Consider the following 19,963-nt stretch of genomic DNA (forward strand, 5'->3'; position numbering starts at 1 on the left):
TGGAGGAGAACGCCATGACGCCCGACGCGCGCCCGCAGACCGAGATCGACCGCATCGCGGAGGGCTGGGTCGACACGCTCGTCGAGCTGTCGCCCATCCTCGCGACGTACATCGGGCGCGACGAGGCGAACGACCGCTACGACGACTTCAGCCCCGAGGGGGTGGAGCGTCACGCCGAAGCGGCTCGCTCGGCCCTCGCCGCGCTCGACGCCGCCGAGCCCGTCGACGATGTCGACCGGGTCACCCGGGCAGACCTCTCGAGCGAGCTCCGACTCGGTCTCGAGCTGCACGAGGCGCGGTGGCACCTGCGCGACCTCAATGTCATCGCGAGCGCGCCTCAGGACATCCGCCAGGTCTACGACCTCATGCCGACCGGCACGTCCGACGAGTGGGCCGTCATCGCGCGGCGCCTGGGCGCCGTGCCCGCGGCTGTCGACGGGTACATCGCGACGCTGCGCGAGGGCATCGCGCAGGGCGTGGTGCCCGCCGTGCGGCAGGTGCGCGAGGTGGCAGCGCAGATCCCGCGCTACACGGCCGCCGACGGGTTCTTCGCGGGCCTCGCATCCGACGCGACGGCCGACGGCGCGGAGCTGCCCGGCGCGCTCGCGTCCGACCTGGAGCGGGGCTCGCGCGCGGCACGCGAGGCCTACGATCGCCTCGAGCGGTTCCTGACCGCGGAGCTCGCCGGAGCGGCCGGCGAGGACGACGCCGTGGGGCGCGAGCTCTACGCCCTCAACTCGCGCCGCTTCCTGGGCGCGACGATCGACCTCGACGAGACGTACAAGTGGGGCATCGAGGAGCTCGCCCGCATGGTCGCCGAGCAGGAGTCGATCGCACGGGAGATCGTGCCGGGAGCGAGCGTCGCGGAGGCCGTCGCGTTCCTCGAGGCCGACCCGTCGCGCAAGCTCGTGGGGACCGAGGCGCTGCGGGAGTGGATGCAGGAGACGAGCGATCGCGCGGTCGCGGAGCTGGGCCGCTCGCACTTCGACATCCCCGAGCCCGTCCGACGGCTCGAGTGCATGATCGCCCCCACCGAGGAGGGCGGCATCTACTACACGGGCCCGACGGATGACTTCTCGCGGCCCGGGCGCATGTGGTGGTCCGTGCCGGAGGGCGTCACCGAGTTCGACACGTGGCGCGAGCTGACGACCGTGTACCACGAGGGGGTCCCGGGGCATCACCTGCAGATCGGGCAGGCCGTGCACAACCGTGCCGAGCTCAACAGCTGGCGGCGACTGCTCGCCGGCACCTCGGGCCACGCGGAGGGGTGGGCGCTGTACGCCGAGCGGCTCATGGAGCAGCTGGGCTACCTCGACGATCCGGCTGACCGCCTGGGGATGCTCGACGGCCAGCGCATGCGCGCGGCGCGGGTCGTGCTCGACATCGGCGTGCACCTCGGCAAGCCGCGCCCCGACGGGGAGGGCACGTGGGACGCCGATTTCGCGCTCGGGTTCCTGCGCGAGAACGTCAACATGTCCGACGAGTTCGTGCGGTTCGAGGTGAACCGGTACCTCGGCTGGCCCGGCCAGGCGCCCGCGTACAAGGTCGGCCAGCGCATCTGGGAGCAGGTGCGCGACGCCTATGCCGCGCAGCGCGGCGACGCGTTCTCGATCAAGGAGTTCCACCGGCGCGCGCTCGACATGGGCGGCGTGGGCCTCGACACGCTCAAGACCGCGCTGCTCGCCTGAGGGAATGCGGCCGCGGTCCGCGCGGTTCATGCGGATGAATAGAGAGGATCCGACATGGACATCGAACTCGGGCTCGACACCTTCGGCGACGTCACGCGCGGCGCCGACGGCGAGCTGATCCCCCACGCCCAGACCATCCGCAACGTCGTCGCGCAGGCGCAGCTCGCCGACGAGGTCGGGCTGCACTTCTTCGGCGTGGGCGAGCACCATCGGCGCGACTTCGCGGTCTCGAGTCCTGAGACGGTCCTCGCCGCGATCGCGGCGACCACGACCCGGATCCGGATCGGCAGCGCCGTCACGGTGCTCTCGAGCGACGACCCGGTCCGGGTGTTCGAGCGGTTCGCGACGGTCGACGCGCTCTCGAACGGCCGGGCGGAGGTCGTCGCGGGTCGCGGCTCGTTCGTCGAGTCGTTCCCGCTGTTCGGCTACGACCTGCGCGACTACGAGGCGCTCTTCGAGGAGAAGCTCGACCTCCTCGTCCGGCTGCTGCGCGAGGAGCCGGTCACCTGGACCGGCACGATGCGCCCCGCGCTCGACAGCGCGGACGTCTTCCCCAAGACCGAGCACGGCATGCCGCTGTGGGTCGGCGTGGGCGGGTCGCCCGAGTCGGTCGTGCGGGCGGCCCGGCACGGCGCGCGGCTCATGCTCGCCATCATCGGCGGTGCGCCGCGCCGGTTCGCGCCGTTCGTCGACCTCTACCGCCGTTCGCTCACGTCGTTCGAGAAGCCCGACCTGCCCGTCGCCGTGCACTCCCCGGGGCATGTCGCGGAGACCGACGAGCAGGCGTGGGAGGAGGCGTACCCGGGCTTCCAGGCGATGCACGACACGATCGGCGCCGAGCGCGGGTGGCCGCCGTACAGCCGCATGCGGTTCCAGCACGAGGTCGGGCCCGAGGGCGCCGTGTACGCGGGGTCGCCGGAGACCGTGGCCCGCAAGATCGCCGACACCGTGCGCGCGCTGGGCGTGCAGCGCTTCGACCTGAAGTACGCGACCGGCACGATGCCGCACGAGCTCATGATGAAGAGCATCGAGCTCTACGGCACCCGCGTGCTCCCGCGCGTGCGCGAGCTGCTGGCCGAGGCGGGCTGACCTCAGCGCTCCCCGCGCGGCTTGTCGAGGCCCATCCGGATCCGCGTGCGCTTGCGCTCGCGGATGATGAACGCCGCGCCCACGAGCCAGATCGGGATCTGCGTGAGGAACGCGATCCGGAACGCCTCGAGCGAGTAGGCCGCGGGGTCGCTCGCGCCCTGCAGGTCGAGGGCGACGCCGATGAACAGGATCGCGAGGAGGCCGGCGAGGAAGCCTCCGACGTTCGTGATGCCCGTCGCGGTGCTCAGCTGGTGCGAGGGGTTGAAGGTCCGCGCGTGGTCGAACGCGATCATCGACGCCGGGCCGCCGAGCGCGAGCGCGACGGCGAGCAGGAGGAGCACCGCGAACGGGGCGGGGCCCGGCCACGCGAGCACGGCGATCCACGCGATGAGCTGGATGGCGACGATCGGCAGGACGAGGAGGTGCGAGCGTCGCGTGGGGTTGCGCGAGGACAGGATGCCGATGAGCGGCCCGAACACGATGCCCATGAGCACGAAGACGCTCTGCACGGTCGACGCCTGAGCGGCCGAGAGCCCCTCGCCCGCGGTGAGGAACGGGAAGCCCCACAGCATGACGAACGCCGTGCCCGCGAACGGAGTCGTGAAGTGCGACCAGAAGGCCAGGCGCGTGCCCGGGTTCGCCCAGGCGGCGCGGATGCCGACGCGCGTGTCGATCGCGCTCGTGACGACTCGGATCGCGCCCGTCTCGGTGTCCACGGACACATCGGCCTCGCGCTCGGGCGGGTGGTTCCGCACGAGCGCCACGATGAGGATCGTGAAGAGCACGGCGAGGCCGGCGAGGCTCCCGAACGCGATCGACCACGACGTGGCATGCAGGAGCGCGGCGAGGGGGAGGATGGCCACGAGCTGGCCCATCTGCCCGACGATGCCCGTGAGCTGCACCATGATCGGGTTGCGCTGGGCGGGGAACCACGTCGCGACGAGACGGAGCGCGCTCGGGAAGATCGCGGCGTCTCCGGCCCCCAGCAGCATGCGCGCGAAGATCGCGACGCCGACGTTGGGGGAGACCGCCATGATGAGCTGACCGGCCGCCATCACGGCCATCCCGATCGCCATGATCGGGCGCGCGCCGAACCGGTCGAGCCAGAGGCCGATCGGGATCTGCATGAGGCCGTAGACGCCGAGCTGCAGCACCGCGAACATCGACAGCGTCGACGCGTCGGCGCTGAAGTGCTCGGCGGCATCGACGCCGACGGCGGACAGCGAGGTGCGGTTCGCGACCGAGAGCACATACGCGAGGACCGCGACGATCCAGATCGTCCACATCCACGCGGCTGACGGGGGCGCGATGCGGGCTCTCACATGTCCTCCGGGTGTTGGGGAAGTCGTCCTCTCAGGCTACTCCTGGCCGCGCGCGCTTCATGTCGAGGTGACACTAACCTGGAGGCATGGCGAACCCCTCTGCGCGTCTGGATGACCTCCCGTTCAACCGGCAGCATGCGCGGCTCCTCACGGGATCCGGCATCGGGTGGGCGCTCGACGCGATGGACGTCGGCCTCATCTCGTTCATCATCGCCGCGCTCACGGCGCAGTGGGGGATCACGGGCGCCGAGGCGGGGCTCATCACCTCGGTCGGCTTCGTCGGGATGGCCCTGGGCGCGAGCCTCGGGGGCCTGCTCGCCGACAAGCTGGGGCGCCGCCAGGTCTTCGCGCTCACCCTGCTCGTCTACGGCGTCGCGACCGGGGCCAGCGCGCTCGTCGGCGGCGTCGCGATGCTCATCGTGCTGCGGTTCTTCGTGGGGCTCGGACTCGGGTCAGAGCTGCCCGTCGCGTCGACGTACGTCGCCGAGTTCGCGCCCGCGCGCATCCGGGGGCGCCTCGTGGTCGTGCTCGAGGCGTTCTGGGCCATCGGCTGGACGCTCGCGGCGCTCATCGGGACGTTCGTCGTCGGGGCCTCCGACGACGGATGGCGGTGGGCGTTCCTGCTCGGCGCCGTCCCGGCGGCGTACGCGCTCGTCATCCGCTGGGGGATGCCGGAGTCGCCGCGCTGGCTCGAGTCGAAGGGGCGGCACGCCGAGGCCGAGGCGATCGTGCGGCGCTTCGAGGCCGCGTCACGGCGGCCCGCACCGAGCGCCGCTCCCGCGCCGAAGCCGACCCCGTACGCCGCGGCCCCGCTTCAGGGGGCATCGGCCGTCGGCGCGCTGTGGTCGCCCGCGCTCCGCGTGCGCACGAGCGCGATCTGGCTCGTGTGGTTCTGCGTGAACTTCTCCTACTACGGGGCGTTCATCTGGATCCCGACGATCCTCGTGCAGCAGGGCTACGACCTCGTCCGCTCGTTCGAGTTCACGCTGCTCATCACCCTCGCGCAGCTGCCCGGCTACGCGGTCGCCGCCTGGCTCATCGAGGTCTGGGGGCGCCGCATCACGCTCTCGACGTTCCTCGTCGGATCCGCGGTCGCGGCCATCCTCTACGGCACGTCGGGCGAGCTGTGGCAGATCCTCCTCTACGGCTCGCTGCTGTCGTTCTTCAACCTCGGCGCGTGGGGTGCGCTCTACGCGGTGACCCCCGAGCTCTACCCCACGAGCGTGCGGGCGACGGGCGCGGGATGGGCGGCCGGCGCCGGGCGGATCGCATCCATCATCGCCCCGCTGTTCACTCCGTGGGCGCTGACCGTCGGCGGCGCGGGCCTCGTGTTCACGGTGTTCTCGGCGTTCTTCGCGATCGCGGCGCTCGGGACCATCCCGCTCGCCGACAAGCGCGGGGAGGTGCTCGAGGCCACGCTCGCGGACGCTCGATAGCCTGGGTGGATGACGATCCGCTACGTCGCCATCGGCGACTCGTTCACAGAGGGCGTGGGAGACGAGCTGCCGGATGGCCGCCCGCGCGGGTGGGCCGACATCGCCGCCCAGGGATGGGCCGACAGCCTCGGCGAGCCGATCGAGTACGCGAACCTGGCCATCCGTGGGCGGCTCGCCTGGCCGATCGTCGATGAGCAGCTCGAGCCGGCGCTCGCCCTGCGCCCCACGCACCTGTCGTTCAACGGGGGCGGCAACGACATGCTGCGCCCGGGCGTCGCGATCGAGAGCATCGCGGACGCCTTCTCGCGTGTGCTCGCGCGCTGCGACGAGGAGGGCGTGCGCCTCATCCTGCTGTCGGGAGCGAATCCGTCGGCCGGGCTTCCGCTGTCGGGGCTCATCCAGCGACGCGGAGACGAGCTGTCGGCGGCGGTGCTTCGCCGGATCGAGGTGCGGGGCGACGTCATCCAGGCACTCAACTGGCCCGATCGCGTGCTGTCGCGGCCCGAGTTCTGGTCTGCCGATCGGCTGCACATGAACGTGCGCGGGCATCACCGTGTCGCGGCGCGCGTCCTCACGGCGCTCGGCGCGGACGCGCCCGAGACCTGGTGGGATCTCCCACACGAGGGCGTCGTGCACCTCGAGCGCACGCGGTACTACCGCGAGCACGTTCTCCCGTGGGTGAAGCGCCGCTTGACGCGCCGCTCGTCGGGAGACGGACGTCAGGCGAAGTACGCGAGCTGGACGACGATCGCCCCCGCGACCTGACCTATTCAATGGAATAAAACGCGCGGCACCCGTGGTTGCATGGTGACGTGAAGCGCATCGGATTCCTCTCCTTCGGCCATTGGACGCCGCACCCCGAGTCGGCGACGCGCAGCGCGGCCGACGTGCTGCTGCAGTCCATCGAGCTCGCGCAGGCGGCCGAGGACCTCGGCGCCGACGGCGCGTACTTCCGCGTCCACCACTTCGCGCGGCAGCTCGCGTCGCCCTTCCCGCTGCTCGCCGCCGCGGGCGCGAAGACGAGCCGCATCGAGCTCGGCACGGGCGTGATCGACATGCGGTACGAGAACCCGATGTACATGGTCGAGGACGCCGGAGCCGCCGACCTGATCTCGGGCGGCCGACTGCAGCTCGGCATCTCGCGCGGGTCACCCGAGCAGGTGGTCGACGGATGGCGCTACTTCGGCTACCAGGCGGCCGAGGACGACCCGTCGGGGGCGCAGGCCGCCCGCCAGAAGACCGAGCTCCTGCTCACGCTGCTCGAGGGCCAGGGCTTCGCCGAGCCGAACCCGCGCCCGATGTTCCCGAACCCGCCGGGGCTGCTCCGGCTCGAGCCGCACTCGGAGGGACTCCGGCAGCGGATCTGGTGGGGTGCGGGCTCGAACGCGACGGCGGTGTGGGCGGCGCAGCACGGCATGAACCTCATGAGCTCGACGCTCAAGGACGACGAGAGCGGCGAGCCCTTCCACGTGCAGCAGGCCGCGCAGATCCGGGCGTTCCGCGAGGAGTGGGCGCGTCACGATCACGGGTTCGAGCCGCGCGTCTCGGTCTCACGGTCGATCTTCGCGATCGTCGACGACCGCGATCGCCGCTACTTCCTGGGCAGCGGCGAGCGCGACGACCAGTTCGGCTACATCGACAGCACGCGCTCGGTCTTCGGGCGCTCGTATGCGGGCGAGCCCGACGAGCTGATCGAGGAGCTCGCGGGGGATGAGGCGATCGCCGAGGCCGACACGCTGCTCCTGACGGTGCCCAACCAGCTCGGCGTCGATTACAACGCGCACGCGATCGAGTCGATCCTCCGTCACGTCGCTCCGGGCCTCGGCTGGCGCTGAGCGGCCGTAGTCTCGGATCATGACGAGTCCCGAGGTCAATGCGCTCGCCTTCAACGTGTCGATCCCCGAGCATCTCCGGTGGCGCGACGAACGGCGCGGCGAGGAGTTCGAGCTGCAGAGCATCACGGTGCGGCTGCTGCCCGACGGCTCGCTCGCCGCGAAGGCGTACGGTCGGCCCACGGCCGGCGGCCGCGGGGCGTACGTGTCCTTCGCGGTCCGGCGCGACGCCGAGATCGACGCGCTCATCGATGCCGCGGCCGGCGAGGCGGCACGCCTCTGGGCAGCGCATCGCGGGCTCGACCGCTGAGAATCAGCGCCCGCCGGTGACGCGGATGGTCGCGCCGGCCGCGTAGGACGCGTCGGGGGAGAGGGCGAAGGCGACGACTCCGGCGACCTCCTCGGGCCGGCCGGCGCGCCCCAGCGGATGCGCGGCCGCGACGCGCGCCGGGCGCCCGGGGTCGCCCGCATCGGCGTGGATGTCGGTCTCGATCGTTCCGGGCGCGACGCCGATGACGCGGATCCCTCGCGCGGCGGCCTCGATCGCGAGACCCTTCGTGAGGGCGTCGACTCCTGCCTTCGCGGCGGCGTAGTGGACGTACTCGCCGGGCGAGCCGGTCGTCGCCGCCCCGGACGACATGTTCACGAGGACGCCGCCGTCGGGCAGCTGGGACACGGCGCGGCGCGCGACGAGGACCGCCGCGGTGAGGTTGAGGTCGATGACCGTCCGGATGACGTCGACCGGGGTGTCGACGAGAGGGCCGATGTGGAGCGTCGCGCCCGCGTTGTTGACGACGCCGGTGAGGCGCGCGGGATCGGCGGCCGCGAACAGCGTCTCGATGCCGGTGTCGGTGGTCACGTCGGCCCGCACCACGCGGCACTGCGCGCCGAGATCCTCCATCTCGGCGCGCGTGCGCGCAGCGGCGCCCTCGTCCCGCGTGAAGCCGAGGACGAGATCGTGGCCGTCGGATGCGAGGCGTCGCGCGATCGCGGCGCCGATCCCGCGCGTGCCTCCGGTGATCAGGGTGAGAGGGCGTGACACGCCTCTCACGTTAGTCGTCGGCGGGTTCGGGACGGCCATCCGGGACGAGCTTGAGGCCCACGACCGCGAGGATGATGCCGGCGAGGAAGACGACCTTCCACAGCGACACCGGCTCGACCCCGGTGGCCATGGCCCACACGACGGTGAGCGCCGCCCCGATGCCGGTCCAGACCGCGTACGCGGTGCCGATCGGGATGCGCTTCACGGCCCAACCGAGGCCGACCAGGCTGAGCACGGCCGTGATGGCGAAGACGAGCGTCGGGATGGGCTGCGTGAAGCCCTCGGAGAGGCCGAGTGCCGTCGCCCACACGGCCTCGAGGAGGCCGCTCGCGATGAGGACGAGCCATGCCATGTCAGCTCACCGCCTTGAGACCCGCGATGCAGGCCACGAGCAGCACGAGCAGGGCGATGCGCGCGGCGCTCGCCTTCTCCTGCTTCGTCACGATCGCCCAGACGACCGTCAGCGTCGCGCCCACGCCGACCCAGACCGCGTACGCGGTGCCCGTGGGCAGTTCGTTCATCGCCCACGCGAGGCCGCAGAGGCTCAGCAGCATGGTCGCGAAGAACAGGACGGTGGGCTTCCATCGCCGGAAGCCCTTCGATGCGGCGAGCGCCGAGGCCCATACGGCCTCGAGGACGCCCGAGAGGATGAGGATGACCCAAGCCATTCTCGGCCCTTCTGAGTCCGTCTTGTCGTGGTGCGGGTACGGCTCCCTCGTCCGCGGGCCGGCTGCCGGCCCCGCGTACGAGGATATCGCCCGCGTCCGAGCATCCGCTGGGCAGCGGATGCTCAAGGGGCGGAGATCCGTCGGACGACGGATGTCCGCCGATGCACCGCGACGTAGCGTCGGAGCATGCTGATCGTCGAGGAACTCCACCTGCTGCTCACGAACGCCGCCGGCACCCAGGAGCGCCCGGGCACGATGCGCGCCTACGGAGAGGCGGCCGCGCTCATCACGGATCTCGTGCTCGCGGGGCGTGTGAGTCTCACGGACGGGAAGAAGCCCCGGATCCGCGTGCTCTCGGACGCGCCCACCGGCCATCCCGTGCTCGACGAGGCCATGATCCGCCTGCGGGCGAAGGACGGCGCACGGCTGGAGTCTGTCATCACCTGGTCGAAGCTCGATCCCGAGCGGGAGGTCGTCGCGTCCCTCGTGCAGGCCGGGGTGCTCGAGGTCGGCGAGCGCACGTTCTGGGGGCTCGGCAAGCCGCGCACGCCGGAGCGGGACAGCGCGCCGGAGGCGAGCCTGCGGGCGCGGCTGGCGGCCGTGCTCGACGGCGCGGCGGACCCCGGGGTCGCGGACACGACCATCCTCGCCATCCTCCAGGGGCTCGACGTGGCCCGGCACGTGCTCGCCGACGAGGCGGGCGGGCGGCGCCCGCGGGCGCTCAAGGCGCGCATCGCGGAGATCGTGGAGTCGTCGCCGGCCGGCACGGCAGTCGAGCGGGCGGTGCAGGCGATGAACGCGGCGATCATGACGGCGGCTATCATGCCCGCGATGATCGCCGGCGCGAGCGCCGCGAGCTGAACCCGGCGACAATGGGGGAGTGAGCTCCGTCGACTTCGAGATGGCGTCGATCGCGCCCGGCACCGTCACCCTGCACGATGCGCGTCGGAAGGAGCGCCGCACGGTCGCGCTCGAGCCGTTCCGGATCGGCGTGTATCCCGTGACCGAGGAGCAGCTCGCCGAGCTCCTCGGTGTGGCGGCGACGCATCCGCGACGGCCTGCCGTGGACGTGAGCTGGCAGCGCGCCGTCCGCTTCTGCAACGCGGCATCCGAGTGGGAGGGCCTCGACCCCGTCTACACATTCGACGGTGAAGAGGTGCACTGGGACGTCGGCGCCGACGGCTATCGCCTGCCGACGGAGGCCGAGTGGGAGTTCGCGTGCCGTGCCGGCTCGAAGGGCCCGCACTACGGCGAGCTCTCGGACGTCGCGTGGACCGCCGCGGACGGGGTGACCGCCCCGCAGGAGGTCGGCGGCAAGATGCCGAACCTGAACGGGCTGTTCGACACGCTCGGCAACGTCTGGGAGTGGTGCTGGGACCTGCTCGACCCCGCGCGGTACGACGACTGCCGCGTGTTCCGCGGCGGCGGATTCGCCGACGACGCGTGGAGCGTGCGCGCCTCGGTGCGGCGCGGCGGCGCCCCGCGCATGCACCACGAGGATGTCGGCTTCCGCCTGGCTCGTGGCGCGTACGACGGCGACGACGCTGCCCAGGGATGGTCGGCCGCGGCCGACCGCGAACGGGCCCTCGTGGATGGGCCCCTCCCGTCCGGCTGGACGCCGCGCCGCTGACGTCAGGCGGGGACGAGGGCGGAGCTCACGATGACCAGCCCCTCTCCGTGGCGATCGTCGAGCTCCTCCTGGAGGCTGCCGTCGTCGTGGACGACGGTGATGCCGACGGTGCCCGCGATCCCGTCGACACCGCCGCCGAGAACGCCCGGGCCGTCGATGATCTCCTGGAGGAGCGCCACGAGCTCGGCCTCCGTGCGCTCGGCACGCGTGACGCACAGCATCCCGCCCCACAGGGCTCGGATGGACGCTTCTGCGGCGGCCGGATCGCCCGCGACGGCGACGTTGAGGATCGTGTAGCGCGGGTCGCTCAACTGCGCCTCGACGGCGGGATCCAGGGGATCCCCGCCCGCTGCCGGGTTGCGGGACATGTCCACCCAGGTCGCCGCGTACCCCTCGACCGTGGAAGCGTGCGCGGTGGCGGCGTGGAAGTCGTCGAGGGAGACGCGCGACTCGTCGACGACCCGCCACCCGCCATCCGGCTCCGCGCACGGTGTCTTGATGGGCTCGTCCGAGGGGGAATCCGGCCGCTCGGGAATCTCCGCGGCCGGGACGATCTCGACCGGCGTGAACTGCCCGGCATCGGCGTCGTACGAGCCGGTGACGGCGAAGTCGCCCCACCGCACGCCGCTCTGCTCCTCGTATTCGCCGTCGAGCGCGCTCCAGTCCCACTCGACCAGCGGCACACCCGCGCACTGCGGGGGCAGCGACTCGGCGACGCCGCCGAGGCAGAGGTGGGCTCCGTCGCCGCGATCGATGACCGTGACGGCACCGCGCGTCGTCAGCAGCCCGGAAGGTCGGGTCGCCGTCGGCGTCTCCGAGGTCACCGGATCGGTGGGCGCGGTGGCGCATCCGGCGAACAGCACCGCGCCGGTGGCGACGACGGCGACCGCGAGTCGTCGAGCGAAGGTGGTCATACTCGGGAGTGTCCCACACGACGTGTCCGTCTCAGTGCTGCTGCTCTCGGTCCTCCTGGAGCGGCGCGACGAAGCGATGGCGCGCCATGATGAAGCCGGCGTTGCGGGCGACGTCGAGCAGCTCGAGGTCGTATCGGCGGGGGAGGAGCGGCCGCCCCGCGCCGAGGGTCACGGGAGCGATCGACGAGATGATCTCGTCGAGCAGGCCCTCGTCGGCGAACTGCCCGACGAGATCGCCGCCGCCGACGACCCACAGGTCCTTCCCTTCCGCGGCGTCGACCATCTCCTCGTAGACCGCGCGGACGCCGCCGGAGCGGAACCGGATGTCCGCGACGTCGACCTCGGGCAGCGCGAGTGTGCGCGAGGTCATCACCCACGCGGGCATCGTGTAGAGCCATTGCCCGGGGTGGTGCCGCACGACCCACTCGTAGGTCGTCGAGCCCATGACGATCGCGCCGATCCCCTCGATGAAGGCGTCGTAGTCGTTGGCTCCGCCCTTGTCGAGCGGCTGCCGGAGAAGCCAGTCCAGCGAGTCGTCCGGATCCGCGAGGAATCCGTCGAGCGTGGTCGCTGTGTAGTAGACGAGCTTGGTCATGTGTCCTCCCGGCGTCGATGTGGGCTCATCCTGCCGCCCACCTCCGACATCCGCACAGCGCTCAGACCGCATACGCCTGTGCGAACTCCGGTGACGGCTCGATCGGCTGGATGACGTCGATGAGCACACCGTCCGGGCCTTCGAGGATGGCGTGCCGCTGCCCGAACGCCTCGTCGCGCAGGGGGAGCACCACGCGCACGTCGGACGGCATCTCGGCCATCACGGCGTCGACATCCGTGACCTCGAGGTTCAGGATCACGCCCGCGGGAGGACGACCGTAGCCGCGCGGGATCGTCTCGTGCGCGTGATCGAGGATCGCAAGCTCTGCGTCCCCGCGGCGGAGGCTGACGTACCAGTCGGCTTCGAACGTCACCTCGAAGCCGAGGATGCGCCGGTAGAACGCGCTCGTCGTCGCGACATCGGTGGTCATCAGCACGGGATAGAAGCTCGTCACGGTCATGATGGTCCTTTACGTACAGTGTGTATGTATTGTGCGGCTAGAATACATACGCCACGTACGTAAAGGAAGGGCTATGCCGAGATCATCCGCCGCCGACGCGGCCGCCACCGCCCGGCGGATCCTCGCCGTCGCGACCCGGGCCTTCGCGGCGCACGGGTTCGCCGACGCGTCCGTGGACGACATCGCCCGCTCCGCCGACGTGACGCGCGGCGCGGTCTACCACCACTTCGCCTCGAAGCGCGGGCTGTTCGACGCGGTCGCGGCGCGGCTGCAGGAGGACGTCGCGGCTACCGTCGTCGCGGCGGCCGAAGCCGCGGGGGAGGACCCCCGCGCCCAGCTCGTCGCCGGCAGCCACGCCTTCGTCGACGCGATCACCGAGGGTGAGGCTGCGCGGGTGCTCCTCGTCGAGGCGCCCGCCGCGATGGGATGGAGCCAGTGGCGCGCGCAGGACGACGCGGCATCGGGTGCGCATCTTCTCGACGCCCTGCGTGCCTGCGGGCTGCGCGGCCAGGAGGCCGAGGCGCTGGCGCGCCAGCTCTCCGGAGCGATGAACGAGGCGGCACTGTGGATCGTGGAGAACGGCGGCGGCGCCGCGATCCGACGGCAGGCCCACCTCGCACTCGAGCGCCTGCTCGCGGCCGTCGTGTGAGGCTCAGTCGTCGGCGGCGAACACGAGCTCGAAGCGCTCGCACAGCACCGGCATGTCGGGCGAGAAGGGGCGGCCGCTCTCTCCGTGCTCGGACCAGAATCTCTCGTGGATCGCGCGCCACGCGGCGAGGGTGCGATCTCCCTCGCCTTCGGCGTGCGCGTGCTCCGCGTCCACCTCGTCGAAGGGCACGACGCGCACGCTCGTGGTCCGGATGACCGCGCGCGGTGCCCCCGAGCCGTCCAGGATGACGCTGAGGTCGCCCGCCTGCGGGAGGCGGTCTCCGCTCGCCTCATAGTCCCAGAGCGCGGAGGCGGTGCCCGTCTTCACGCCGGCCAGCACGAGAGCGAGCAGGCCGTCGGCATGCTCCGGCGTCGCGCCGAACGCCCAGCTCTCGGTGGGCGAAGCGGGGAGATCCGCGACCGCCCCTCTCGCCCGCTCCCAGAACTCCTCGACGGTCGGCGCTGCGCTCATCCTCCGACCCTATCCGCCGTCCGCGCGCCATCCTTCCGCGCCCGCGCGATAGCGTGACGGGCATGGGCGAACTCGACCTGGACATCCGTGAGATCCGCGAAGAGGACGCGGGAGAGGTGATGACCCTGCAGCGCGCGGCATTCGTCTCGGAGGCGCAGATCTACGGAAGCGCGGACATGCCGCCGCTCACCCAGACCCTCGACGAGGTGCGCTGGGAGCTGCGGGACAATCTCGGCTGCGTCGCGCTCGACGGCGCGCGGATGGTCGGGGCGCTCCGCGCGCGGATCGACGGCGAGCTCCTCCTCATCGGACGGATCGCGATCGCGCCCGATATGCAGGGACATGGGATCGGGTCGCGGCTGCTCGACGCCGTCGAAGCCAGGGGAGCGTCCGCCGGCGCCCGTGAAGCGGAGCTCTTCACGGGCTCGCTGAGCGAGGCGAACATCCGGCTCTACGAGCGGCAGGGGTACCGCGAGACGGAGCGGATCGACGAGGGCGACGGGACGGCCCAGGTCTTCCTGCGGAAGCGGCTGGGCTGACCGGGACGGAGGCAGGGCGCGACTCGAACGGAACTCAAGAACCCGCTGGCAAGACGCTGGATCGGTTTGTTATCTGTTCGTGATCTCTGCCTAAGGTGGCCACCTTGAACCGCGAAGGATGGCCGTCGAGTCCGCCCCGAGAGTCCTTCGTTCCCTGAAATCGACAGATTCACCGGTCGGGCGGTCGCTGCACGCGAGGTGCGCGCAGCGAGACGGGGCCGCGGAGTTCAGAGTGCACCCGAACAGGAATACCCGACCCGTCACCCGCACGACCCGACGCCTGCGGGGTGGCTTCGCCGTCGCGGGAGTCGCCGCTGCGGCAGCGGCGGCGACGTTCATCCCGACGGCGGCGAATGCGGCCGATGGCGCCACGTGGGACGCCCTCGCGCAGTGCGAGTCCGGCGGCAACTGGGCGATCGACACCGGCAACGGATACTACGGCGGCCTGCAGTTCTCGATGGAGACGTGGCTGGCGAATGGCGGCACGGGCAACCCGGCCGCTGCGTCGCGCGAGGAGCAGATCCGCGTCGCCGAGAACGTGCTCGCCACGCAGGGCTGGGGCGCCTGGCCCACCTGCTCGGCGCAGATCGGCGCGACCGGCGGCGCCGACACGAGCGGCTCGGAGCAGTCGGCGCCCGCGGCACCGGCCGAGAACACCGCGCCGGCCGAGAACACGGCGCCGGCGGAGGAGTCCGCCCCCGCCGAGACTGCTGTGCCGGCGGAGGAGCCGGCAGTGGCCGCTCCCGACGAGCCGACGTACGACGTGCCGGACGTCGAGCCGTCGGACGAGACCTACACGGTTCAGGCCGGCGACACGCTCTTCGAGATCGCGGAGGCGAACGGCATCGAGAGCGGCTGGCTCGGCATCTTCGCGGTCAACCAGGACATGCTCTCGAACCCGGACCTCATCGAGGTCGACCAGGAGCTCGTGCTGCCTGCGCAGTGAGGTGACCTATCGGAGGCGCGCGGCCCGATGGCCGCGCGCCTCCGGTGTGCTCAGACGGCGAGCGCGCGCGTCCAGATGTCCACGTGCTCCGCGACGAAGGACGTCACGGTTCGCCAATGCCGGCCGTGGCCCTCGACATGCATCGTCGCCCACGGCTCGCGCCCGTCCTCATGCGCCTCGGCGAGGAGGCGGTGCATGGCCGCAGCGCGAGAGGCCATCGCCTGGGGCAGCGCGCCGCGCAGATCGGCGTCGGCGCCGTACCCGTCGACGAAGGCGCGGAGGCAGGCGGCCGCCTCGAGCGGCGGCTGCGCGGCGTCGTTGAGCGTGAAGGCCTGAGCCGAGTACGCGAGGTCCCACAGGCGCGTGCTCGGGCCCGCGCCGTCCCAGTCGATGAAGACCCATCGCTCGCCGATGACGAGATTCCAGGGAGCGAGGTCGTTGTGGCAGAGGAGATCCGCGTCCGCTGCCGGGATGAGCACATCCCAGTCGTGCGTGCCATCCATCGGGATGGTCGCGCTCGCGTCGTGGATCTCGCGAACCATGCGACCGACTCGAGCCAGCTCGGAGAGCGTGAGCGGATCGCCTTCGAGCGCGGTCGTGCCTCCGATGTACTCCAGGACCATCCGCCCCTGGTCGTCGCGCGGGAGCGGCCGGGGCGCGTCGACACCCTGCGCGCGGAGCGCGGAGAGGAACGTCGCGATGCGTGCGGAGTTCCGCGTCCAGGGCTTGCGCACCGTGTCTCCGACGCGGACGACGTCGCCGGTTGCGTTGCCGCCTGTGAGCGGCACCTCCGTGCACTCTGTCATGCGATCCCGGTGTCGTGCCGGTAGACGTACACCTCAGTGCCCTGGTGCAGGTCGAGGTCCGTTCGACCGCGCGTGTCCGGGTCGTGGTCGAGGATCTCCTCGAGGCGGGAGAGCATGTCGGCGCGCGTGTCCTCATCGGCCGCACGTGCGGTGCTGACCGTCATCCATCGGGCGAGGTAGTCGTCACGCGTGATGCGCTCACTCCACGGGATCCAGGCGGACGTCACGGGGCGGAAACCGGGGAGGGGCGACATCGCGGGCGGGAGGGTCCGCTCGGAGATCTGCTCGGACCATCCCGGATGCAGCACCCGGGCGCACGCGCGATCCCATGCGCACTCGGGATCGTAGGTGTTCCACAGGAGGGCCAGCGCACCGCCCGGCCGGAGGACGCGCGCGATCTCGGCGCACGCGAGCGACTCATCGAACCAGTGGAACGCCTGTGCGACCGTCACGAGGTCCTGACTCCGATCGGGCGCGGGGATGTCCTCGGCGGTGCCGACGCGGACGTCGACGAGACGCTCCGAGGCGAACACGGCGACCGCGTCGTCCGGGAACCCGGGGCGGTAGCGCTCGTATTCGGCGCCCATGTCGAGGAAAGTGCGTGCGAGCTCCGGCTGCATGCTCCTCATGCTAGGTGCGGATGCACGGCGCGGGGGAGTGCGCCGCATAGGCTCGGGGCGTGGGCAACTGGCGAGACGACCGGGTGGGACGCGCGCTCGAGGGGCTGGCGCCGCGATGACCTTGCGCGGCGTGATCTTCGACCTCGACGGCACGCTCCTCGACACGCGGTCGGCGCAGGACGCGGCCGCACGCGCCTGGGCGACGGAGCAGGGGCATACCGCCGCGGACGTGTCGGAGCGGTGGCATCTCATCGCCGAGCGCCATTACCGGCGGTACCAGCTGCGTGAGATCGGGTTCGAGGATCAGCGGCGCGAGCGCGTCCGGGAGTTCCTCGGGATGGAGCTGACCGATGCCGAGGCGTCCGAGCTGTTCTCGACCTACCTCGAGCGGTATGAGGCGGGTTGGCAGCGGTACGCGGACGCCCTCCCCGCTCTGCAGAGAGCGCGTGCGGCCTCACTGCGGATCGTCGTGCTGTCGAACGGCCAGGCGGCCCAGCAGATGCGGAAGCTCGAGCGGTTCGGGCTCGCCGAGGCCATCGATGCGGCCGTGTTCAGCAGCGAGCTTCCGGCCGGCAAGCCTGACCCGCGGGCGTTCCATGCGGCGCTCGGGGCGATCGACGTCGACGCTCGTGACGCGTGGATGGTGGGGGACAACTGGGACGCCGACGTCTGCGGGGCACGAGGTGCGGGGGTGTTCCCGGTGTACCTCGATCGTGAGAACTCGCGGCCGACGACCGAGTGCCGGAGGGTGACGAGTCTCGCCGAGCTCGAGTTCTCCTGAGGCATGAGAAGGCGCCGGGAACGGTGCATCTGGCACGTCCTTCAGCGCTGACTGCCACGATGACGCCATGGAGATGCTGATCCGGCGTCCGCTGCCTGCCGACGCTCCCGCGCTCGCGCGACTGCATGTGCTCACGTGGCGCGAGACGTACGGGCATCTGCTTCCAAGCGACTTCTTCGGTGACGCGCACCTGGAGATGCGTCAGACGATGTGGGAGCGCATCCTCGCGAACCCGCGACCCGAATGGACGGTGCTCACCGCCGCGTTCGGGGATGAGCTCGTCGGCTTCGTCTCCGCCGGACCGGGCAGCGAGAGCGGGACCGACTCCTCTTCACGCCAGCTGTACACGCTCTACGTGCGCTCTCGGTGGCACGGAGCAGGGATCGGGCAGGCGCTCTTCGACGCCGCGGTCGGCCACGATGCGTGTGTTCTGTGGGTAGCGAAGGAGAACCCGCGAGCCATCGCGTTCTACCGCAAGAACGGGTTCGAGTTCGATGGCCAGGAACAGGCCGATGATGCCGTTCCTGGGATCGTCGAGGCGCGGATGCGCCGCGCGTCGCGGGACGCAACGGGGTGACATCCGCGTCGCGGCGCGACACACTCGTTCCATGACTCCGGTTCCCTGGGTGCTGCACGTCGACATGGACCAGTTCATCGCCGCGGTCGAGGTGCTGCGACGTCCGGAGCTCGCCGGAAAGCCGGTCATCGTCGGCGGGCGGGGCGACCCGACTGAGCGGGCCGTCGTCTCGACGGCCTCGTACGAGGCACGGAAATTCGGGATCGGGTCGGGGATGCCGCTCAAGATCGCGGCGCGAAAGGCACCCGAGGACGCCGTCTTCCTCCCCGTCGACCACGCTGCCTATGAAGCGGCGTCGGAGGAGGTGATGAGCACCCTTCGCGGCCTTCCGGGAGTGGTGCTCGAGGTGATCGGATGGGACGAGTGCTTCCTCGGGGTCACGAGCGATGACCCCGAGAGGGTCGCTCGAGAGGCACAGGCTGCGGTGCTCGAGGCGACATCGCTGCACTGCTCGGTAGGGATGGGCGACAACAAGGTGCGCGCGAAGATCGCAACGGAGTTCGGGAAACCGCGCGGGATGTTCCGACTCACGGCCGAGAACTGGTTCGAGGTGATGGGGGAGAAGCCCACCCGGGACCTCTGGGGCGTCGGACCGAAGGTGCAGAAGCGCCTCGCCGATCACGGCATCGAGACGGTGCGTCAGCTCGCCGATGCCGATCGTCAGGAGCTCGTGACGGAGTTCGGCCCGAAGATGGGCGTCTGGTATCACGAGCTCGGGTCGGGGCTCGGTCCAGCGGTGGTCGATGACACGCCCTGGATCGCGCGCAGCCACAGCCGGGAGACGACATATCAGCACAACCTGACCACGCCGGACGAGGTGGAGTCGGCGTTGCGCGAGCTCGCGGCCGAGGCGTTCGCCGACTGCGAGGCCGAAGGGCGCGCCGTGACCCGTGTGAACCTGAAGGTGCGCTACGCGCCATTCATCACGAAGACGTTCGGCCGGAAGCTGGCAGAGCCAACACTCGATCGCGACGTCGTCGTCGCCGCGGCGGTTGCGCTCGGTGAGACGCTCGACCACGAGCGCGAGGTGCGCCTTCTCGGCGTGCGCGCTGAGATGGTCATGCCCGAGGGAGGCGACCCCGTCGAGCGGACTCCCGTCCGCGGCCGCATCTGACCCGTCCCAGCACACACGAACCTGCCCCTGAAGTCGGCCTCTCGGCCCGCGGTCAGAAGGGTGGTGGTTCGTCGTCGGGTGGGGTGAAGCGGGCGACGGGTGGTGGGGTGTCGGTGTAGACGCGCCCGTTGGGGGAGGTCCATTCGAGCACGCCGCCTTCTGTCTGGGTGACTGTCCATTGGGTCATCTGCTCGAGCATGTGATGCGTCTCGCAGAGGTACTCGAGGTTGGCCACGTTCGTGCGGCCGCCGCGGGAGTGGGGGTGGGTGTGGTCGATGTCGACGTAGTGCTTCCGGATGGCCTGTCGGCATCCCGGGAACCGGCACCGTTCATCTCGGGCTTTCAGGAACCGCCGCTGCGCCATCGTGGGGAATCTCTGATCGACGGTGAGGAGGACGCCGGTGTTCGCGTCGGTGAACGCCCGGTTCCAGATGGTGGCGTCCGCGGCGATCTGCTTGGCGTCGATGATCGGGATGGGGCCTGCTCCGGCGAGCGTGGCGCCTTCGGTGCGGTGGGTGGGGTCGGCGAGCGCCGCGGCGGGGATGGTGATGTGCACGCTCCCGCGGATCGCGCCGAGTCCGACGGGCTTTGGGGCCGGGCCGAACGCCGAAACCGCGCCAGAGCCCGAGCCCGTGCAGGGCGCTGAGCCCGCGCCGGCACCGGCGTCGGCCGTGGCGCCCGTCGCGCCGAGTCCGACGTCCCCGGCTTTCGCATCGGCCGCGCCGCCCGTGCCGTCCCTGGTGGCGCCGAGGCCGACGTCGGTGTCCTTGTCCTTCGCGTCCGC

25 protein-coding genes and 1 riboswitch are annotated in these 19,963 nt (G+C 71.3%); of the genes, 14 read left to right on the plus strand and 11 right to left on the minus strand.

All coding sequences use genetic code 11. The features are described 5' to 3' along the window. The first annotated feature begins 14 nt into the window (after positions 1 to 14). Together ACWXWW_RS08830 and ACWXWW_RS08835 are read left to right on the plus strand one after the other, a co-directional pair. Positions 15 to 1,688, plus strand: a complete 1,674-nt coding sequence (locus ACWXWW_RS08830) for a DUF885 domain-containing protein (RefSeq protein WP_455969643.1) — start codon at positions 15 to 17, stop codon at positions 1,686 to 1,688. Between the two features lie 54 nt (positions 1,689 to 1,742). Further along, the gene (locus ACWXWW_RS08835) at positions 1,743 to 2,777 is read left to right on the plus strand and encodes an LLM class flavin-dependent oxidoreductase (RefSeq protein ID WP_455969644.1); all 1,035 of its coding nucleotides are present in this window, start codon (positions 1,743 to 1,745) and stop codon (positions 2,775 to 2,777) included. Positions 2,778 to 2,779: 2 nt separating this feature from the next. Here ACWXWW_RS08835 and ACWXWW_RS08840 read toward each other — a convergent pair whose 3' ends face one another. After that, positions 2,780 to 4,063, minus strand: a complete 1,284-nt coding sequence (locus tag ACWXWW_RS08840) for an MFS transporter (RefSeq protein ID WP_455969660.1) — start codon at positions 4,061 to 4,063, stop codon at positions 2,780 to 2,782. Positions 4,064 to 4,185: 122 nt separating this feature from the next. Between ACWXWW_RS08840 and ACWXWW_RS08845 the strand changes: the two genes are divergently transcribed. Genes ACWXWW_RS08845 through ACWXWW_RS08860 form a run of 4 tightly spaced genes read left to right on the plus strand, consistent with a single transcriptional unit; the run spans position 4,186 to position 7,677 of the window. After that, a complete protein-coding gene (locus ACWXWW_RS08845; RefSeq protein WP_421075508.1) occupies positions 4,186 to 5,535 on the plus strand; it encodes an MFS transporter in 1,350 nt (449 codons plus the stop codon). 9 nt (positions 5,536 to 5,544) lie between these two features. Then, positions 5,545 to 6,300, plus strand: a complete 756-nt coding sequence (locus ACWXWW_RS08850; RefSeq protein WP_455969645.1) for an SGNH/GDSL hydrolase family protein — start codon at positions 5,545 to 5,547, stop codon at positions 6,298 to 6,300. A 47-nt stretch (positions 6,301 to 6,347) separates the two neighbouring features. Beyond that, complete coding sequence (locus ACWXWW_RS08855; protein ID WP_282977703.1) at positions 6,348 to 7,370, plus strand: LLM class flavin-dependent oxidoreductase; 1,023 nt, start codon at positions 6,348 to 6,350, stop codon at positions 7,368 to 7,370. 19 nt (positions 7,371 to 7,389) lie between these two features. Then, entirely contained in the window at positions 7,390 to 7,677 is a 288-nt protein-coding gene (locus ACWXWW_RS08860; RefSeq protein WP_455969646.1) for a hypothetical protein, read from the plus strand. 3 nt (positions 7,678 to 7,680) lie between these two features. Here ACWXWW_RS08860 and ACWXWW_RS08865 read toward each other — a convergent pair whose 3' ends face one another. Genes ACWXWW_RS08865 through ACWXWW_RS08875 form a run of 3 tightly spaced genes read right to left on the minus strand, consistent with a single transcriptional unit; the run spans position 7,681 to position 9,077 of the window. Beyond that, positions 7,681 to 8,409 (minus strand): SDR family NAD(P)-dependent oxidoreductase, encoded by a 729-nt coding sequence (locus ACWXWW_RS08865; protein WP_282977705.1) that lies wholly within the window; start codon positions 8,407 to 8,409, stop codon positions 7,681 to 7,683. Between the two features lie 10 nt (positions 8,410 to 8,419). Then, positions 8,420 to 8,761, minus strand: coding sequence for a DMT family transporter (locus ACWXWW_RS08870; RefSeq protein WP_271171825.1), 342 nt, complete (start codon positions 8,759 to 8,761; stop codon positions 8,420 to 8,422). A 1-nt stretch (position 8,762) separates the two neighbouring features. Then, positions 8,763 to 9,077, minus strand: a complete 315-nt coding sequence (locus ACWXWW_RS08875) for a DMT family transporter (RefSeq protein ID WP_271171826.1) — start codon at positions 9,075 to 9,077, stop codon at positions 8,763 to 8,765. Positions 9,078 to 9,087: 10 nt separating this feature from the next. Further along, positions 9,088 to 9,152, minus strand: a riboswitch (guanidine-III (ykkC-III) riboswitch). 111 nt (positions 9,153 to 9,263) lie between these two features. On the opposite strand from ACWXWW_RS08875, the gene ACWXWW_RS08880 reads away from it, so the two are divergent. Both ACWXWW_RS08880 and ACWXWW_RS08885 read left to right on the plus strand, forming a co-directional pair. Further along, positions 9,264 to 9,938 (plus strand): GOLPH3/VPS74 family protein, encoded by a 675-nt coding sequence (locus ACWXWW_RS08880; protein WP_455969647.1) that lies wholly within the window; start codon positions 9,264 to 9,266, stop codon positions 9,936 to 9,938. A gap of 40 nt (positions 9,939 to 9,978) precedes the next feature. Further along, complete coding sequence (locus tag ACWXWW_RS08885) at positions 9,979 to 10,707, plus strand: formylglycine-generating enzyme family protein (RefSeq protein ID WP_421075562.1); 729 nt, start codon at positions 9,979 to 9,981, stop codon at positions 10,705 to 10,707. Positions 10,708 to 10,709: 2 nt separating this feature from the next. On the opposite strand, the gene ACWXWW_RS08890 is transcribed toward ACWXWW_RS08885, so the two are convergent. The 3 genes from ACWXWW_RS08890 to ACWXWW_RS08900 form a co-directional block, all read right to left on the minus strand. Continuing rightward, positions 10,710 to 11,621, minus strand: a complete 912-nt coding sequence (locus tag ACWXWW_RS08890; protein WP_455969648.1) for a hypothetical protein — start codon at positions 11,619 to 11,621, stop codon at positions 10,710 to 10,712. A 31-nt stretch (positions 11,622 to 11,652) separates the two neighbouring features. Continuing rightward, entirely contained in the window at positions 11,653 to 12,216 is a 564-nt protein-coding gene (locus tag ACWXWW_RS08895) for a dihydrofolate reductase family protein (RefSeq protein WP_455969649.1), read from the minus strand. 61 nt (positions 12,217 to 12,277) lie between these two features. Continuing rightward, positions 12,278 to 12,676, minus strand: a complete 399-nt coding sequence (locus ACWXWW_RS08900) for a VOC family protein (RefSeq protein WP_455969650.1) — start codon at positions 12,674 to 12,676, stop codon at positions 12,278 to 12,280. 73 nt (positions 12,677 to 12,749) lie between these two features. Here ACWXWW_RS08900 and ACWXWW_RS08905 point away from each other — a divergent pair, with 73 nt between their 5' ends. After that, entirely contained in the window at positions 12,750 to 13,325 is a 576-nt protein-coding gene (locus tag ACWXWW_RS08905) for a helix-turn-helix domain-containing protein (RefSeq protein WP_455969651.1), read from the plus strand. A 3-nt stretch (positions 13,326 to 13,328) separates the two neighbouring features. On the opposite strand, the gene ACWXWW_RS08910 is transcribed toward ACWXWW_RS08905, so the two are convergent. Then, positions 13,329 to 13,796 (minus strand): ASCH domain-containing protein, encoded by a 468-nt coding sequence (locus ACWXWW_RS08910; RefSeq protein ID WP_421075517.1) that lies wholly within the window; start codon positions 13,794 to 13,796, stop codon positions 13,329 to 13,331. A gap of 62 nt (positions 13,797 to 13,858) precedes the next feature. Here ACWXWW_RS08910 and ACWXWW_RS08915 point away from each other — a divergent pair, with 62 nt between their 5' ends. After that, positions 13,859 to 14,335, plus strand: coding sequence for a GNAT family N-acetyltransferase (locus ACWXWW_RS08915; protein WP_421075518.1), 477 nt, complete (start codon positions 13,859 to 13,861; stop codon positions 14,333 to 14,335). Positions 14,336 to 14,567: 232 nt separating this feature from the next. Beyond that, a complete protein-coding gene (locus ACWXWW_RS08920) occupies positions 14,568 to 15,281 on the plus strand; it encodes a transglycosylase family protein (protein ID WP_455969652.1) in 714 nt (237 codons plus the stop codon). Between the two features lie 50 nt (positions 15,282 to 15,331). Here the strand turns inward: ACWXWW_RS08920 and ACWXWW_RS08925 are convergent, their stop codons facing one another. Both ACWXWW_RS08925 and ACWXWW_RS08930 read right to left on the minus strand, forming a co-directional pair. Further along, positions 15,332 to 16,087 (minus strand): phosphotransferase, encoded by a 756-nt coding sequence (locus tag ACWXWW_RS08925; protein WP_455969653.1) that lies wholly within the window; start codon positions 16,085 to 16,087, stop codon positions 15,332 to 15,334. Next, positions 16,084 to 16,707, minus strand: a complete 624-nt coding sequence (locus ACWXWW_RS08930; RefSeq protein ID WP_455969654.1) for a class I SAM-dependent methyltransferase — start codon at positions 16,705 to 16,707, stop codon at positions 16,084 to 16,086. The genes ACWXWW_RS08925 and ACWXWW_RS08930 overlap by 4 nt, the downstream gene beginning before the upstream one ends. Before the next feature lie 115 nt (positions 16,708 to 16,822). On the opposite strand from ACWXWW_RS08930, the gene ACWXWW_RS08935 reads away from it, so the two are divergent. The 3 genes from ACWXWW_RS08935 (at position 16,823) to ACWXWW_RS08945 (ending at position 19,179) form a co-directional block, all read left to right on the plus strand. Beyond that, complete coding sequence (locus ACWXWW_RS08935; protein ID WP_455969655.1) at positions 16,823 to 17,488, plus strand: HAD family hydrolase; 666 nt, start codon at positions 16,823 to 16,825, stop codon at positions 17,486 to 17,488. A 67-nt stretch (positions 17,489 to 17,555) separates the two neighbouring features. Then, the gene (locus tag ACWXWW_RS08940; protein WP_455969656.1) at positions 17,556 to 18,065 is read left to right on the plus strand and encodes an N-acetyltransferase family protein; all 510 of its coding nucleotides are present in this window, start codon (positions 17,556 to 17,558) and stop codon (positions 18,063 to 18,065) included. Between the two features lie 31 nt (positions 18,066 to 18,096). Next, a complete protein-coding gene (locus tag ACWXWW_RS08945; protein ID WP_455969657.1) occupies positions 18,097 to 19,179 on the plus strand; it encodes a DNA polymerase IV in 1,083 nt (360 codons plus the stop codon). A 52-nt stretch (positions 19,180 to 19,231) separates the two neighbouring features. On the opposite strand, the gene ACWXWW_RS08950 is transcribed toward ACWXWW_RS08945, so the two are convergent. Beyond that, positions 19,232 to 19,963 (minus strand): HNH endonuclease signature motif containing protein (locus tag ACWXWW_RS08950; protein WP_455969658.1); only part of this gene is annotated, 732 nt, incomplete at its 5' end.

This window comes from Microbacterium sp. KNMS, from assembly GCF_053851835.1.

Bases quoted from the DNA above. Each gene is read 5' to 3' on its own strand.
- ACWXWW_RS08830 (WP_455969643.1), top strand. From the start codon at position 15: ATGACGCCCGACGCGCGCCCGCAGACCGAGATCGACCGCATCGCGGAG.
- ACWXWW_RS08835 (WP_455969644.1), top strand. From the start codon at position 1,743: ATGGACATCGAACTCGGGCTCGACACCTTCGGCGACGTCACGCGCGGC.
- ACWXWW_RS08840 (WP_455969660.1), bottom strand. From the start codon at position 4,063: ATGTGGACGATCTGGATCGTCGCGGTCCTCGCGTATGTGCTCTCGGTC.
- ACWXWW_RS08845 (WP_421075508.1), top strand. From the start codon at position 4,186: ATGGCGAACCCCTCTGCGCGTCTGGATGACCTCCCGTTCAACCGGCAG.
- ACWXWW_RS08850 (WP_455969645.1), top strand. From the start codon at position 5,545: ATGACGATCCGCTACGTCGCCATCGGCGACTCGTTCACAGAGGGCGTG.
- ACWXWW_RS08860 (WP_455969646.1), top strand. From the start codon at position 7,390: ATGACGAGTCCCGAGGTCAATGCGCTCGCCTTCAACGTGTCGATCCCC.
- ACWXWW_RS08870 (WP_271171825.1), bottom strand. From the start codon at position 8,761: ATGGCATGGCTCGTCCTCATCGCGAGCGGCCTCCTCGAGGCCGTGTGG.
- ACWXWW_RS08875 (WP_271171826.1), bottom strand. From the start codon at position 9,077: ATGGCTTGGGTCATCCTCATCCTCTCGGGCGTCCTCGAGGCCGTATGG.
- ACWXWW_RS08880 (WP_455969647.1), top strand. From the start codon at position 9,264: ATGCTGATCGTCGAGGAACTCCACCTGCTGCTCACGAACGCCGCCGGC.
- ACWXWW_RS08885 (WP_421075562.1), top strand. From the start codon at position 9,979: ATGGCGTCGATCGCGCCCGGCACCGTCACCCTGCACGATGCGCGTCGG.
- ACWXWW_RS08890 (WP_455969648.1), bottom strand. From the start codon at position 11,621: ATGACCACCTTCGCTCGACGACTCGCGGTCGCCGTCGTCGCCACCGGC.
- ACWXWW_RS08895 (WP_455969649.1), bottom strand. From the start codon at position 12,216: ATGACCAAGCTCGTCTACTACACAGCGACCACGCTCGACGGATTCCTC.
- ACWXWW_RS08900 (WP_455969650.1), bottom strand. From the start codon at position 12,676: ATGACCGTGACGAGCTTCTATCCCGTGCTGATGACCACCGATGTCGCG.
- ACWXWW_RS08905 (WP_455969651.1), top strand. From the start codon at position 12,750: ATGCCGAGATCATCCGCCGCCGACGCGGCCGCCACCGCCCGGCGGATC.
- ACWXWW_RS08910 (WP_421075517.1), bottom strand. From the start codon at position 13,796: ATGAGCGCAGCGCCGACCGTCGAGGAGTTCTGGGAGCGGGCGAGAGGG.
- ACWXWW_RS08915 (WP_421075518.1), top strand. From the start codon at position 13,859: ATGGGCGAACTCGACCTGGACATCCGTGAGATCCGCGAAGAGGACGCG.
- ACWXWW_RS08925 (WP_455969653.1), bottom strand. From the start codon at position 16,087: ATGACAGAGTGCACGGAGGTGCCGCTCACAGGCGGCAACGCAACCGGC.
- ACWXWW_RS08930 (WP_455969654.1), bottom strand. From the start codon at position 16,707: ATGCAGCCGGAGCTCGCACGCACTTTCCTCGACATGGGCGCCGAATAC.
- ACWXWW_RS08935 (WP_455969655.1), top strand. From the start codon at position 16,823: ATGACCTTGCGCGGCGTGATCTTCGACCTCGACGGCACGCTCCTCGAC.
- ACWXWW_RS08940 (WP_455969656.1), top strand. From the start codon at position 17,556: ATGGAGATGCTGATCCGGCGTCCGCTGCCTGCCGACGCTCCCGCGCTC.
- ACWXWW_RS08945 (WP_455969657.1), top strand. From the start codon at position 18,097: ATGACTCCGGTTCCCTGGGTGCTGCACGTCGACATGGACCAGTTCATC.